3 protein-coding genes and 1 pseudogene are annotated in these 15,640 nt (G+C 72.7%); 2 read left to right on the top strand and 2 right to left on the bottom strand.

What is annotated here, in order from left to right:
- Positions 1-40 precede the first annotated feature (40 nt).
- Positions 41-1,099 carry a DegT/DnrJ/EryC1/StrS family aminotransferase gene (locus ACLJWH_RS26545; RefSeq protein WP_411144267.1) on the bottom strand — a complete coding sequence of 353 codons (1,059 nt, stop codon included), beginning with the start codon at positions 1,097-1,099 and terminating at the stop codon, positions 41-43.
- A gap of 40 nt (positions 1,100-1,139) precedes the next feature.
- The gene (locus ACLJWH_RS26540; protein ID WP_411144266.1) at positions 1,140-2,528 is read right to left on the bottom strand and encodes a glycosyltransferase; all 1,389 of its coding nucleotides are present in this window, start codon (positions 2,526-2,528) and stop codon (positions 1,140-1,142) included.
- 284 nt (positions 2,529-2,812) lie between these two features.
- Between ACLJWH_RS26540 and ACLJWH_RS26535 the strand changes: the two are divergent.
- A pseudogene (locus tag ACLJWH_RS26535) lies at positions 2,813-5,771 on the top strand (type I polyketide synthase); the annotation flags it as partial.
- Positions 5,772-6,023: 252 nt separating this feature from the next.
- Complete coding sequence (locus tag ACLJWH_RS26530; protein ID WP_411144265.1) at positions 6,024-15,566, top strand: type I polyketide synthase; 9,543 nt, start codon at positions 6,024-6,026, stop codon at positions 15,564-15,566.
- The last annotated feature ends 74 nt before the right edge of the window (positions 15,567-15,640 follow it).

The raw sequence follows: 15,640 nt of genomic DNA, 5'->3' as shown, positions 1-15,640 counted from the left end.
CGGGTCTGGTGGTGGGCGGCGACGGCCGGGCCCGGTCCGGTCAGTTCGCCTCGTAGAACGCACGGACGCGCCCGACGATGTATGCCTGGTCGTCCTCGGTCAGTCCGGTGTACGTCGGCAGGTAGAAGCCGTCCGCGCTGAAACGGCTCGCGTTCAGCGACGGCCACCGCGGGTCGAAATAGCCGGGCTGCCGGCTCATCGGCTTGAAGAACAGCCGCGTCTCGATGCCCTCCGCCGCCAGGAACTCCCGCAGCTCCTCGCGGCGTTCGGCCCGCAGGTCGTACATCCACAGCACGTCCCGCGCCGGCATCAGGGTGATCTGGGGGATGTCCGCGAGTCCCGCGTCGTAGCGCTTCTCGATCTCCCGGCGGGCCGCCAGGATCTCGTCCAGCCGCTCCGTCTGGGCCAGCGCGACGGCGGCCTGCATGCTGGTCATCCGGAAGTTGTAGGCGAGCTTCTTGTGCAGGAAGCTGTGGTCCTTGGTGAACGCCATCGCGCGCAGATGGGCCATCTGCTCGGCCAGCCGCGGGTCGTCGGTGAGACAGATGCCGCCCTCACCAGAGGTGATGATCTTGTTGGCGAACAGCGAGTAACAGGCGATATCGGCCACCGGCCGGACCCCGTGCGCCTCGGCGGAATCCTCCACGACCCGGAGGTTGTACTCGTACGCGAGGTTCATCACCGCGTCCATATCGCACCGGCGTCCGTAGATGTGCACCGGCATGATCGCCTTCGTGCGCGAGGTGATCTTCTCCTCGATGCGTGAGACATCGATGTTGAGATCGTCCCCGCAGTCCACGAAGACGGGTGTCGCCCCTGTGTACGTCACCGCCCAGGCCGTCGCGATCATGGTGAACTCCGGTACCACCACCTCGTCACCCGGGCCGACGCCCAGCGCCCGCAGCGCGAGGGTGAGCGCGGTCGTCCCGGACGAGCAGGCGACACCGTGCGCGATGCCGTTGTACCGCGCGAACTCCTCCTCGAAGCGCCGCACATACGGCCCCTGCGACGAGATCCAGCCGTCGTTGATCGTCTCGGTCACATACGCGAGCTCCTGTCCTGCCAGCCAGGGCCTGGACACGGGGTATTTGACTGCCATGCGTTCCTCGCTCGGGTCACGTCGGTGGTGATGCATTGAGTCAGTTCGCGGCCAGGGCCGGCAGGCCCAGCAGCAGATCGGCCGCGGTGCTCCGGCCGCCCGCGGCCCGCAGCAGCGTCGCGAAGTGCTCGGCGCGCTCGCGGTACGCCGGATCGTCGAGCACCCGCGTCAGCTTGTCGGTCACGTCATCGGCGTCGAGGGTCTCGGGACGGTCCAGGGTCAGGCTGACGCCGAAGTCCTGCCCGCGTACCGCCTGGTCGTCGCAGTCCACCCAGAGCGGCCGCACCACCAGCGGCTTGCCGAAGTACAGGCCCTCGTGGAAGCCGTTGCCGCCCGCGTGCGTGAAGAAGAGCTTGACGCTCGGATGTCCGAGCACGTCCAGCTGCGAGGGCACCCAGCTCTCGATCCGCAGATTGTCCGGGAGCGTCTCGCGCGGCGGCAGCAACTCCTGCTGCTCCGTGGGGAGTTTCCACAGCACCTGATGCCGGTCCGCCAGCCGGCGGGTGACCTCGACCAGCGCGGCGACCTGCTCCCGCGTCAGCCTGGTGATGGTGCCGAACCCCATGTAGATCACGGACTCCTGGGCGTCGAGCCACTCCGACAGACCGTCGTCGTCCGGTGCCTGGGGGAGCGGCGGCACCATCGGGCCGACCAGCCGCAGACTCTCGGGAGCCGGGAACGGATAGTCGAGTTCGGGCACCGAATAGCAGAGCACCATCTCGGCCGCGTCGATCCGCGCCATCATGCCGCGGGCCTCCGGAGCGATCCCCAGCTCCGTACGGACCGCCACGTCCTCCGCCACCTTCTTCCGCATAGCAGGGGCCGTGAACATCCCCATCGTGCGCCATTTGAACAACTGGTTCGTCATGCGCTGGGCGACGTTCATGTCCGCCGGCAGTCCCGAATGCGGCACCGGGAATCCGGGCGGGGTGTACGACTTGGCGAACGGCACATGCGAGGTAAGGACATTGCTCGGCACGAACGGCACCCCCAGGACGAAGGGGATCCGCTCGGTGATGGCCAGTTCGTACCCGAACTGGCACATGCTCTCGATCACCATCAGCGCCGGCCGCACCTCCGCCACCACCGCCGCCAGCCGCCGGTACTTCTCGACCCGCGACCGGGGCGCGAAGGAGTGCCGGATGACCGCCCGGTGCGCCTTGAACCGCGACCGCTGGGTCACCTGCCGGTACGTCTCGTCGTCCCAGGTGACCGCCGACATCTCGGAAACGGTCTCACCCAGCGAGGCGAACTCGACCGGTGTTCCCGCATTGAGCGCCTTGATATCGGCACGCCGATTCTCGTCGGTGGCGAACCACAGGTCTTCCACACCCCGCCGGGACAATTCCCCGGCCAGTACGAGCAACGGGTTCAGCAGGCCGCTTTCCGCATAGCTGACAAAAAGGATCGGCCGCCGAATCGACTCCATGAACAACACCCTTCGGAGGTGGCAGCCGGGTGGTTTCGCTGCCACGGTGTACACACGGCCGGTCGCCGAGTGGCCGCGATTCACCGAGGACCGAGTCCCCGGCCGGACGTCAACGGACAGGGTGCGCGATGAAGCGGGACAGTATCTTGGTCTCACATCAGAACGAAGAGAATCCCTAGACTTCCGGGATGTGCCCCGGGCGATTGCCGCAGCCGCGCCGGATTCTTTAGGGAAAATTACAGCTCCCCCGCTCATACGATCCGGCACGGACACAAGTACCGGACCGCGAATCCCCGGGGGTGGGCAGCGTCATGACGATCGGAACCGACAACGATCCGGTGGTGATCGTCGGGATGGCCTGCCGGTATCCGGGCGATGTGCGATCCCCCGAGGAACTGTGGGCACTGCTCACGGCAGGCACCGACGCGGTCACCGGATTCCCCGCCGACCGCGGCTGGGACCTGGCCGCCCTCGCCGGCGACGGCACGGGCCGCAGCGACGCACAGGAGGGCGGATTCCTCTCCGGTGCCGCGGACTTCGACCCCGGCTTCTTCGGCATCTCGCCGCGTGAGGCCGTCGCGATGGACCCCCAGCAGCGCCTGGTGCTGGAGACGTCCTGGGAAGCCGTCGAACGGGCCGGTATCGACCCGCTGTCACTGCGCGGCACCCAGACCGGCGTGTTCATCGGCACCAACGGCCAGGACTACGCCCTCGTCAGCCACCGGTCACGGGACGACCTGGCGGGCCACGCCATGACGGGCCTGTCGACCGGAGTCGCCTCCGGCCGCCTCGCCTACACCCTCGGGCTGGAGGGCCCCGCGATCACCCTGGACACCGCCTCCTCCGCGTCACTGGTGGCCCTGCACTGGGCCGCCCGGTCCCTGAGAGCCGGCGACTGCTCACTGGCACTGGCCGGCGGCGTGACCGTCATGTCCACCCCCCTGGCCTTCGTCGGCCACACCCGCCAGGGCGGCCTCGCCCCCGACGGCCGGTGCAAGGCGTTCTCCGCCGACGCGGACGGCACCGCCTGGGCCGAAGGCGTCGGCGTCCTGCTGCTGTCGCGCCTCTCCGACGCCCGCGCCAACGGCCACCCCGTACTCGCCGTGCTCCGCGGCAGCGCGGTGAACCAGGACGGCGCGTCGAACGGCCTGACCGCGCCCAGCGGTCCGGCACAGGAACGCGTCATCCGGCTGGCGCTCGCCGACAGCGGCCTCGGCCCGGCCGACGTGGACGCGGTGGAGGCGCACGGTACGGGCACCACGCTGGGCGATCCCATCGAGGCGCAGGCGCTGCTGGCCACGTACGGCCAGGACCGCGCCGCGCATCTCCCGCTGTGGCTCGGCTCGCTCAAGTCGAACTTCGGGCACGCCCAGGCCGCGGCGGGCGTCGCCGGCGTCATCAAGATGGTGCTGGCCATGCGGCACGGCACACTCCCACGGACCCTGCATGTGCGCACGCCGTCGCCGCACGTGGACTGGACCGCGGGCGCGGTGGAACTGCTCACCGAGCCCGTGCCCTGGCCCGAGACCGGCCGCCCGCGGCGCGCGGGCGTGTCGTCGTTCGGCCTCAGCGGCACCAACGCCCACGTGATCATCGAGCAGGCCCCACCGGACGAGCGCCCCGCCCGGGAGCCCAAGGTGCACCCGGCCGTTGTGCCGTGGCTCATATCCGCCCGGACCGACACCGCGCTGGCCGACCAGGTGGACCTGCTCACCTCATACGTCTCCGGCGCCGGGGACCTCGCACCGGTGGACATCGGGTTCTCGCTGGCCACGGGCCGCGCGGCGCTGACGCACCGGGCCGTCCTGCTCGCCTCCGAGCAGGGCGTGACCGAGGCGGCCCGCGGCACGGCGGACCCGGCCGGGACGGGCCCGACCGCGGTGCTCTTCTCCGGGCAGGGCAGCCAGCGACCGGGCATGGGCCGGGAGTTGTACGAACGGTTCCCGGTGTTCGCCGACACCCTGGAGACCGTGCTGTCCGAACTGGACCCCCATCTGGACCGGCCGTTGCGGGAGGTCATGTGGGGTGCGGACGCGGAGGCGCTGGGCGAGACGGGGTGGACGCAGCCGGCGTTGTTCGCGGTCGAGGTGGCGTTGTTCCGTTTGGTGGAGTCGCTGGGTGTGCGGCCGGATTTCGTGGGTGGGCATTCGATCGGTGAGATCGCGGCGGCTTACGTGGCGGGGGTGTTCTCGCTTCCGGATGCCTGTCGGCTGGTCGCCGCGCGGGCGCGGCTGATGCAGGCGCTGCCGGGTGGCGGGGCGATGGTGGCGGTGGGTGCGGCGGAGGACGAGGTCCGTCCGCTGCTGGACGGCGGGGTGTCGGTGGCGGCGGTCAACGGTCCGTCGTCGGTGGTGATCGCTGGCGTCGAGGGGGCGGTGCTGGAGATCGCGGCCCGGCTGGCGGAGCGGGGCCGAAAGACCAGTCGGCTGCGGGTGTCGCACGCCTTCCACTCACCGCTGATGGACCCGATGCTGGACGACTTCCGGCGCATCGCCGAGAGCATCGACTTCCGCGCACCGCTCCTGCCGGTGATCTCGAACCTGTCCGGCGGGCTCGCGCCCGCCGCGGAGCTGTGCTCCGCCGGCTACTGGGTCCGCCATGTCCGTGAACCGGTCCGCTTCGCCGACGGGGTGGCGGCCCTGCACACGGCGGGCGTGCGCGTCTTCCTGGAACTCGGACCCGGCGCCGTCCTCTCGGCCATGGCCCAGGACAACCTGGGCGACGCGGCCCGGGAGGCGACCCTGGTGCCCGCCCTGCGTACCGGCCGCGGTGAGGAAGCCGCACTGGTCACGGCGCTCGGCCGGCTGCACGCGACCGGAGTACCGGTGGACTGGCGGCTGTTCTTCGAGGGCATGGCCGCCCGCCGGATCGAACTGCCGACCTACGCCTTCCAGCACGAACGCTTCTGGCCCACGGACCCGGCCGATACCGACACCCCCGCGCGGGCCCACCGCGAGGACCACGCCGAGCCCACCCCTGCGGGCCCCGCGGCCACCGTCCTGGAGCGCGCGGCGCCGCAGCTCGCGACGGAGCTGGCGGCGGCGTCGCCCGCCGAACGGGACCGCATCCTGCTCGACCTGGTGCGCGCCGAGACCGCGGCGGTGCTGGGGCACCCCGGCCCGGCCGCCATCGGCACCCACCGCGTCTTCAAGGAAATGGGCTTCGACTCACTCGCCGGCGTGGAACTCCGCAACCGGCTGGGCGACATCACCGGACTACGGCTGCCCACCACACTCGTATTCAGCCACCCCACCCCCGCGTTGATCGCCGCATATCTTTCGACGCACTTCGCCGGCGATACGGCCGCGGCACCAGGATCGCCGCACCGGCAATCCACGCCTCCGACAGAGCGCTCGTCCGATGAGGACATCGAGTCGGTTTCGGTGGACCGGCTCCTCGACATCATCGACGAAGAGCTCGAAACCACCTGACGAAGAACTCGAAACCACCTAACGATCCGCTGCTTTCGTTCACGACAGGATGAGGACGGGCCCGGTGCAAGAACACCAGCAGGACAAAATCGTCGAATATCTGAGGCGGGTCACTTCCGATCTCCGGCGCGCAAAGCAGCGTATCGAGGAACTGGAACTCCAGAACCACGAGCCCATCGCCATCGTGGGCATGAGCTGCCGGCTCCCCGGCGGCGTCCGCTCACCGGAAGGACTCTGGGATCTCGTCTCCTCCGGCGGCGACGCGATCTCCGGCTTCCCGGCCGACCGCGGCTGGGACCTCGCCGCCCTCACCGGGGACGGCGCGGGCCACAGCACGACCCACGAAGGCGGATTCCTTTACGACGCGGCCGAATTCGACGCCGGCTTCTTCGGCATCTCGCCGCGCGAGGCGCTCGCGATGGACCCGCAGCAGCGGCTGCTGCTGGAGGTGTCCTGGGAAGCCCTGGAGCGTGCGGGCATCGACCCGCACACGCTGCGCGGCAGCCGGGCCGGTGTCTTCGTCGGCTCGTACCACTGGGGCCAGGCCCTGTCCGGTTCGGCCGACGCCCTGCAAGGGCACGCGCTGACCGGAACCGCCGCCAGTGTGCTGTCCGGCCGGCTCGCCTACACCCTCGGTCTCGAAGGCCCGGCGATCACCGTCGACACGGCGTGCTCGTCCTCGCTCGTCGCCCTGCACGTAGCGGCCCAGTCGCTGCACGCCGGCGAGTCCTCGCTCGCCGTCGTCGGCGGTGTCACCGTACTGACGGAATCCTCCGTCTTCGTCGAGTTCAGCCGGCAGGGCGGACTCGCCCCGGACGGCCGGTGCAAGGCGTTCTCCGACGACGCCGACGGCACCGGCTGGGCCGAGGGCGTCGGCGCCCTCGTCGTGGAGCGGCTCTCCGACGCGCGCCGCAACGGCCACCCCGTACTCGCCGTACTGCGCGGCAGCGCGGTGAACCAGGACGGCGCGTCGAACGGCCTGACCGCGCCCAGCGGCCCGGCGCAGGAACGGGTCATCCGCCAGGCCCTCGCGGACGCCGGCCTCACCACGGCCGAGGTGGACGCGGTGGAGGCGCACGGCACCGGCACCCGGCTCGGCGACCCCATCGAGGCGCAGGCCCTGCTCGCCACCTACGGCACCGGCGAGGACCGCGAACAGCCCCTGTGGCTCGGCTCGTTGAAGTCCAACATCGGGCACACTCAGGCGGCGGCCGGGGTTGCCGGTGTCATCAAGATGGTCATGGCGATGCGGCACGGCGTGCTGCCGCGGACCCTGCACGCCACCACCCCGTCCACGCATGTGGACTGGACGGCGGGCGCCGTCGAGCTGCTGGCCGACGAGATCACCTGGCCGGTGACCGGGCGGCCCCGGCGCGCGGGCGTCTCCTCCTTCGGGGTCAGCGGGACGAATGCGCATGCGGTGCTGGAGGAGGCGCCGGCGGAGGTGCCGGCGGACGAGAGCGCTGTGGTCGCCGACGGTGATGTGCCGGGTTCGGCGGCGGTGCCGTGGGTGGTTTCGGCTCGGGTCGCGGGTGCGGTGCGGGAGCAGGCGGCCGCTCTGCTGGCGCGGGTGGACGGTGGAGCGGGGCTGCACCCGGCCGATGTCGGGCACTCGCTGGTTGCCTCGCGGTCGCTCTTCGAGCACCGGGCTGTGGTCGTGGGCACGGACCGCGCGGAGTTGCGGGAGGGACTCGCGGCGCTCGCTGCTGACGGGTCGTCGGCCGCGCTGGCGCGCGGGGTCGCGGATGTGGACGGCAAGACGGTGTTCGTCTTCCCGGGTCAGGGGTCGCAGTGGGTGGGGATGGGTGCCCGGCTGCTGGGGGAGTCTTCGGTGTTCGCGGAGTGGATCGGTGCTTGTGAGGAGGCTTTGCGGCCGTTTGTGGACTGGTCGTTGACGGAGGTGTTGGGGGCGGTTGAGGGTGCGCCGTCGTTGGAGCGGGTGGATGTGGTGCAGCCCGCGTCGTTCGCGATGATGGTGTCGCTGGCGGCGGTGTGGCGGGCGCATGGTGTGCGTCCGGATGCGGTGGTCGGGCATTCGCAGGGTGAGATCGCTGCCGCGGTTGTGTCGGGTGCGTTGTCGTTGGAGGACGGGGCGCGGGTGGTGGCGCTGCGGAGTCAGGCGATTGGGCGGCGGTTGGCGGGGCGGGGCGGGATGATGTCGGTTCCGTTGCCGGTGGCCGAGGTGGAGGAGCGCCTCGGTGTGTGGGGTGGGCGGGTGTCTGTCGCGGCGGTGAACGGGCCGCGTTCGGTGGTGGTTTCGGGTGAGCCGGGTGCGTTGGACGAGTTGTTCGAGGCGTTGAGTGCGGATGAGGTGCGTGTCCGGCGGATCGCGGTGGATTACGCCTCGCACTCCGCGCAGGTCGAGGATCTGCGCGAGGAACTCCTCGACGTACTCGCCCCCGTACAGCCCCGGGCGGGCGAGGTGCCCTTCCTGTCGACGGTCACCGGCGACTGGCTGGACACCACGGAGCTGGACGCCGGCTACTGGTACCGCAATCTGCGCCGGACGGTGCAGTTCGAACCGGCCGTCCGCGAACTGCTCGGCGCCCACCACCGGGCCTTCCTGGAGATCAGCTCGCATCCCGTGCTGACCGTCGGGGTCCAGGACCTGATCGACGCCAGTGGCGAGGCGGCCGTCGCCGCCGGGACGCTGCGCCGGGGCCGGGGCGGTACGGACCGCTTCCTGCTGTCCCTGGCCGAGGTGTTCGTCCGGGGTGTCCCCGTCGACTGGCCGGCCGTCTTCGCCGGCACGGCTGCCCGCCGCGTCGACCTGCCGACGTACGCGTTCCAGCACGAACGGTTCTGGGCCCTGCCGTCCGCACCCGAGGAGGCCGCCGCCGCGGACCCGGCCGACGCCGCGTTCTGGACGGCGGTCGAGAAGGAGGACACGGCGTCTCTCGCCGCCAGCCTGCGGATCGACGAGGAGTCCCTCGCCACCGTGCTGCCCGCCCTCTCGACCTGGCGCCATGCCCGCCGCGACCGGTCCACCGTCGACTCCTGGCGCTACCGCGTCACCTGGACCCCGTTGAGCGGCCCGCCGGGAACCGCGCTGACCGGTGTCTGGCTGCTGGTCACCACCGATGGCGCCCAGGACGAGGACGTAAGCACCGCGTTGGCCGACAGTGGTGCGCGGGTGCGGCGGTTGGTGCTGGATGAGGTGTGTGTGGATCGTGCGGTGTTGGTGGAGCGGTTGGCCGGTGTCGGGGATATCGCGGGTGTGGTGTCCGTGGTGGCTGGTGCTGAGCAGCTGAGTGAGCGGTATCCGGGTCTGTCCGTCGGGCTCGCCCTCACCGTCGCGTTGGTCCAGGCGTTGGGCGATGCGGAGATCGAGGCGCCGCTGTGGTGCCTGACTCGGGGCGCGGTGTCCACGGGGCGTTCGGATCGGGTTGCTCACCCTGGTCAGGCGCAGGTGTTGGGTGTGGGGTGGACCGCGGCGTTGGAGCATCCGCAGCGGGTGGGTGGGGTGGTGGATCTGCCATCTGTGGTGGATCGTCGGGCGGGGCAGCGGTTGGCTGCTGTGCTGGCGGGGGCCGGTGGTGAGGATCAGCTCGCGATCCGTGCGTCGGGGGTGTTCGCGCGCCGGGTCGTCCGGGCCGCGGCCGAGGAGCGCCGTCCGGCCGGTACCTGGACGCCTCGCGGTACCACCTTGATCACCGGCGGCACCGGCACCCTCGCCCCCGACCTCGCACGATGGTTCGCGGCCCAGGGCGCCCGGCACCTGGTGCTGACCAGCCGGCGCGGTATGGCCGCCCCCGGAGCCGCCGAACTGGTCGCCGAGCTCGCCGAGTCGGGCACCGAGGCCACCGTCGTCGCCTGTGACGTCGCCGACCGCGACGCCGTCGCCGCACTGCTCGCCGGACTGAAGGCCGACGGCCGCACCGTCCGCACGGTCGTGCACTCCGCCGCGGTCATCGACCTGCACAGCCTGGCGGAGACCGGCCTCGACGAGTTCGCCCGGGTCGTCGACGCGAAGGTGACCGGCGCCCGGCACCTGGACGAACTGCTGGACAACGACGCACTCGACGCGTTCGTCCTGTACTCGTCCACCGCCGGGATGTGGGGCAGCGGCCGGCACGCCGCCTACGCGGCCGGGAACGCCTTCCTCGGCGCGCTCGCCGACAACCGGCGCGCCCGCGGCCTGACCGCCACCTCCCTGCACTGGGGCAAATGGCCCGACGACCTGGCACGCGAGCTGGCCGACCCGCACCAGATCCGCCGCAGCGGCCTCCAGTTCCTCGACCCGCAGCTGGCCCTGACCGGACTGCGGCGCGCCCTCGACGACGACGAGACCGCCCTCGCCATCGCCGATATCGACTGGGACGTCTACCACCCCGTCTACACCGCCGTCCGCCCCACCACCCTCTTCGACGAGATCCCCGAGGTCCGGCGGCCGGCGGAACCCGTCGCCGGGCGGAGCGAAGGACCGGCAGGGGAAGGGGAGTTCGCGGCCCGGCTGCGCTCGCTCGCACCCGCCGAGCAGGAACGGCTGCTGCTCCAGCTGGTCCGTGCCGAAGCCGCGACGGTCCTGGGCCACACCTCCGCCGAAGCGACCCCGGAGCGGCGCGCGTTCCGCGATACGGGCTTCGACTCGGTCACGGCGGTGGACCTGCGCAACCGGCTGGTGGCGGCCACCGGACTGACGCTGCCGACCACCATGGTCTTCGACCACCCCAACCCCGTCGCCCTGGCCGGCTTCCTGCGCGCCACGCTGGGCGGGACGGGGCAGGCCGCCGCCTCGCCGACGGCCGCCGCGGCGCCCGACGACGACCCGATCGCGATCATCGCGATGAGCTGCCGTTACCCCGGCGGTGTGCGCTCGCCCGAGGAACTGCACCGGCTCGTCCTCGACGGCGCCGACGTCATCTCCGGCTTCCCCGCCGACCGGGGCTGGGACGCCGAGGGACTCTACGACCCGGACCCGGACCGGCCGGGCACCACCTACTCCCTCCAAGGCGGATTCCTGCACGACGCCGCCGAGTTCGACCCCGCCTTCTTCGGCATCTCGCCGCGCGAGGCCGTCGCGATGGACCCCCAGCAGCGGCTGCTGCTGGAGACCTCGTGGGAGGCGTTCGAACGCGCCGGGATCAGCCCCGACGCACTGCGGGGCAGCACGGCCGGCACCTTCATCGGCGCGAGCTACCAGGACTACGCGTCGAGCGTGCAGGCCGCGGCCGAGGACGCCGAGGCCCATATGGTCACCGGTACCGCCGCCAGCGTGCTGTCCGGCCGGGTGTCGTATCTCTTCGGTCTGGAAGGGCCCGCCGTCACCGTCGACACCGCGTGCTCGTCCTCGCTGGTGGCGCTGCACCTGGCGTGCCAGTCGCTGCGCAACGGCGAGAGCAGCCTCGCGCTGGCCGGGGGCGCCGCGGTGATGGGCACCCCGCACGCCTTCGTCGGCTTCAGCCGGCAGCGGGCCCTCGCCCACGACGGCCGCTGCAAGGCGTTCGCCGACGACGCGGACGGGATGACGCTCGCCGAAGGCGTCGGCCTCGTCCTGCTGGAGCGGCTCTCCGACGCCCGCCGCAACGGACACCGCGTACTGGCCGTCGTGCGCGGCAGCGCGATGAACCAGGACGGCGCCTCCAACGGCCTGACCGCCCCCAACGGCCCCGCGCAGCAGCGCGTCATCCGCCAGGCACTCGCCAACGCCGGGCTGTCCCCGGCGGATGTCGACGCCGTCGAGGCACACGGCACCGGTACCAAGCTCGGTGACCCCATCGAGGCGCAGGCCCTGCTCGCCACCTACGGCCAGGAGCGGGACCCCGCACACCCGCTCCGGCTGGGCTCGCTCAAGTCGAACATCGGGCACACCCAGGCGGCCGCCGGAGTGGGCGGCGTGATCAAGATGGTCATGGCCATGCACGACGGCGTACTGCCGAAGACCCTGCACGCCGACACCCCGTCGTCCCATGTCGACTGGACGGCCGGCGCGGTGTCGCTGCTGACCGAGCAGGCCGACTGGCCGCAGGACGGGCGGCCGCGGCGGGCCGGCGTCTCCTCGTTCGGGATCAGCGGCACGAACGCGCACCTGATCCTGGAACAGGCCCCCGCCGAGCCGCAGGACGACCCCGGGCAGCCCGCGGCCGACGGCATCGTGCCGTGGCTGCTCTCCGCGAAGACCGAACCGGCGCTGCGCGAACAGGCCGCCCGGCTCCTCGCCCACGCCCACACACACCCCGAACTGTCACCCGCACAGATCGGCCGGGCCCTGGCCACCACCCGTACCGCCTTCGAGCACCGCGCCGTCGTGCTCGGCGAGCACCGCGCCGGCCTCCTGCACGGCCTCGACGCCCTGGCCACCGCGGCCACCAACCCGTCCGGCGTGGTGCGCGGCAGCACCGTGGGCGGCGCGGCCGGGCCGGTCTTCGTCTTCCCCGGCCAGGGCTCCCAGTGGTGGGGCATGGGCCGCGAACTCCTCGCGTCCAGCGAGGTGTTCGCCGCCACGATCGACGCCTGCGCCGACGCGCTGGCGCCGTACCTCGACTGGTCGCTCCGGGACGTCCTGGCGGGCGACGGCGATCCGGCGCTGCTGGAACGGGTGGACGTGGTCCAGCCCGCGCTGTTCTCGATGATGGTGGCGCTGACCGAACTCTGGCGCTCCCACGGCGTCGAACCCGCCGCGGTCGTCGGCCACTCCCAGGGCGAGATCGCCGCGGCGTACGTGGCCGGCGGCCTGTCGCTGGACGACGCCGCCGCCGTCGTGGCGCTGCGCAGCCAGGCCCTGCCCCAGCTCTCCGGACGCGGCGGCATGATGTCCGTCGCCGCCCCGGTCGCACAGGTCACCGAACTGCTGGCCCCCTGGTCGGCACAGCTCTCGGTGGCCGCCGTCAACGGCCCCTCCTCGGTCGTCGTCTCCGGCGACACCGACGCCCTCGACGCCCTGCTGGCCGCTTGCGAGCAGCAGCAGGTACGCGCCCGCAGGGTCACCGTCGACTACGCCTCGCACGGCGCGCACGTCGAGGCGGTGCGCGCGGAACTGGCGGACGTGCTGGGCGACATCCGGCCCACGCCCCCGCGCGTGCCGTTCTACTCGACGGTGACCGGCGGACGACTGGAGACGGCCGCTTTCGACGGCGCGTACTGGTACACCAACCTGCGGCAGACCGTGCAGCTGGAGCAGGCGACCCGGGCGCTGCTCGCCGACGGGCACCGGCTCTTCATCGAGGTGAGCCCGCACCCCGTACTCGCGGCACCCGTCCAGGAGACCCAGGAAGCGGCGGCGGACACCGCCGGCCCCGCGGTCGTGCTCGGCTCGCTGCGCCGCGACGAGGGCGACCTCCGGCGCTTCTCCACCTCCCTCGCCGAGGCATACGTCCACGGGGCGGCGGTGGACTGGACGACCGGCCTCGGCACGGGCTCCGGGCAGGTGGACCTGCCCACGTACGCCTTCCAGCACCGCGGCTACTGGCCACAGGAGAAGCCGGCCGACGAGCGGACGGCCGGCACCGGAGACGGGGCCGACGCCGCGTTCTGGTCCCTCGTCGAGGACGGTGACCTGGAATTGCTGGCCGACGAACTGGGCGTCGCGGCGGGCGGCGACCGGTCGTCACTGGGCGCGGTGCTGCCCAGCCTGTCGGCCTGGCGCACCAGGTCGCGGGAGCGCTCCCTCGTCAACGCGTGGCGCTACCGGATCGGATGGACCCGGCTGACCGAGCCGGCCCCCGCCCGCCCGGCGGGCACCTGGCTGGCCGTGGTCCCGGCCGGAGCGGCCGACGACACCTGGGTCGCGGCCTGCGTCGCCGCGCTCGGCCCGGACACCGTCCGCTGCGATCTCGACGCCGCCGACCGCACCGCGCTGGCCGGCCGGCTGGCCGGACTCGCCGCCGGGGGAACGGAGTTCGCGGGGGTGCTGTCGCTGCTGGCGCCCGACGAGGAACGGCACACCGGCTTCGGCTCGGTGCCCCGCGGCCTCGCCCTGACCCTCACCCTCGTCCAGGCACTGGGCGACGCCGGACTCGACGCCCCCCTGTGGTGCGCGACCCGCGGCGCCGTCTCGACCGGGCCCGACGACCGGCTCACCCGCCCCGTGCAGGGCACCCTGTGGGGCCTGGGCCGCGTCGTCGCCCTGGAACACCCGGACCGCTGGGGCGGACTGGTCGATCTGCCCGGGACCGTGGACGCGCGGGCCGCCGGCCGGCTGACCGCCGTACTGGCGGGCCTCGACGGCGAGGACCAGGTGGCGATCCGCCCCTCCGGCGTCTTCGGCCGCCGCCTGGTGCACGCCACCCCCACGGCCGGCGCCCCCGCCCGCCGTTGGCAGGGCCGCGGCACGGCACTGATCACCGGTGGCACCGGCGGCCTGGGCGGCTGCGTCGCCCGGTGGCTCGTGGCACACGGCACCCGCCACGTCGTCCTCACCAGCCGGCGCGGCCCCGACGCCCCCGGCGCCGACGGACTGCGGGCCGAACTGGAGGGCCTGGGCGCCCGCGTCACCCTCGTGGCGTGCGACGCCGCCGACCGCCCGGCGCTCGCCGCCGTACTGGCCGCGATCCCCGCCGACGCGCCGCTGACCTCGGTGTTCCACACCGCGGGAGTGGCCGACGGCGACGCCGCCGTACAGGAACTGACCCTGGACCAGCTCGACGCGCTGATGCGGTCGAAGCTGACCGCCGCGCACCATCTGCACGAACTGACCCGCGACCTCGACCTGGACGCGTTCGTCCTGTTCTCCTCGGGCGCCGCGGTCTGGGGCAGCGGCGGTCAGCCGGGCTACGCGGCGGCCAACGCCTACCTCGACGCCCTCGCCGCACACCGCCGGGCCGCGGGACTGACCGCCGCGTCCGTCTCGTGGGGCGCCTGGGCCGAGGCCGGCATGGCCACCGTCCACGAGGTCCACGAACGGCTGCGGCGCCGCGGCGTCCAGGCGATGCGGCCGGCCCTGGCGATCGCCGCGCTCCAGCGGATGATCGAGGACGACGACACCGCCCTCACGGTCACGGCCATGGACTGGGAGCTGTTCACCCCCACCTTCACCGCGACCCGGCCCAGCCCGCTGCTGGCCGCACTGCCCGAGGCCCGCCAAGCGCTGACGGCCGCCGACGGCACGCCCGGCGGCACGGACGACAACGGGCCCGACACCGCCGGATCACCGCTGCGGCAGCGGCTCGACGGGCTGCCGCCCGCCGAACGCGGGCGCGTCCTGGTCGAAGCCGTCCGCGCCGAAGCGGCCGCCACCCTCGGACACGACGCGGCCGACGCCGTCCCGGCGGGCCGCGCCTTCCGCGACGTCGGATTCGACTCGGTCACCGCGGTCGAACTGCGCAACCGGCTCCGCACGGCGACCGGACTGCCGCTCCCGGCGGCCCTGGTCTTCGACCACCCGACACCGGCGGCCCTCGCCCAGCACCTGCACACGGCACTCTTCGGCGCCGCCGCCGAACAGCACCACGACGACCGGCCCGACGACCCGGACGCCGAGCTCCGCAGCGTCCTCGCGTCCGTGCCGCTCAACCGGCTCCGCAAGGCCGGTCTGCTGGAGATGGTGCTGAAACTCGCCCACGACGACGGCGAGACCCTCGCCACGGCGGCACCCGCCGAAGCGGCGTCCCTCGACGACATGGACGGCGAAAGCCTGCTGCGGCTGGCCGGCGGGAACGCGGCCACCTGACCACGGCGACCTGACAACGGCGACCTGTCGGCGGCCCGCCGGCAGCGCCACCGGGCAGCGGCCTTCGGCGGACC

It is taken from the genome of Streptomyces sp. x-80 (assembly GCF_046549095.1).
GTDB lineage: Bacteria > Actinomycetota > Actinomycetes > Streptomycetales > Streptomycetaceae > Streptomyces > Streptomyces celluloflavus.
This window is presented reverse-complemented; position numbering and strand designations above follow the sequence as displayed.

Bases quoted from the DNA above. Each gene is read 5' to 3' on its own strand.
- ACLJWH_RS26540 (WP_411144266.1), bottom strand. From the start codon at position 2,528: ATGGAGTCGATTCGGCGGCCGATCCTTTTTGTCAGCTATGCGGAAAGC.
- ACLJWH_RS26545 (WP_411144267.1), bottom strand. From the start codon at position 1,099: ATGGCAGTCAAATACCCCGTGTCCAGGCCCTGGCTGGCAGGACAGGAG.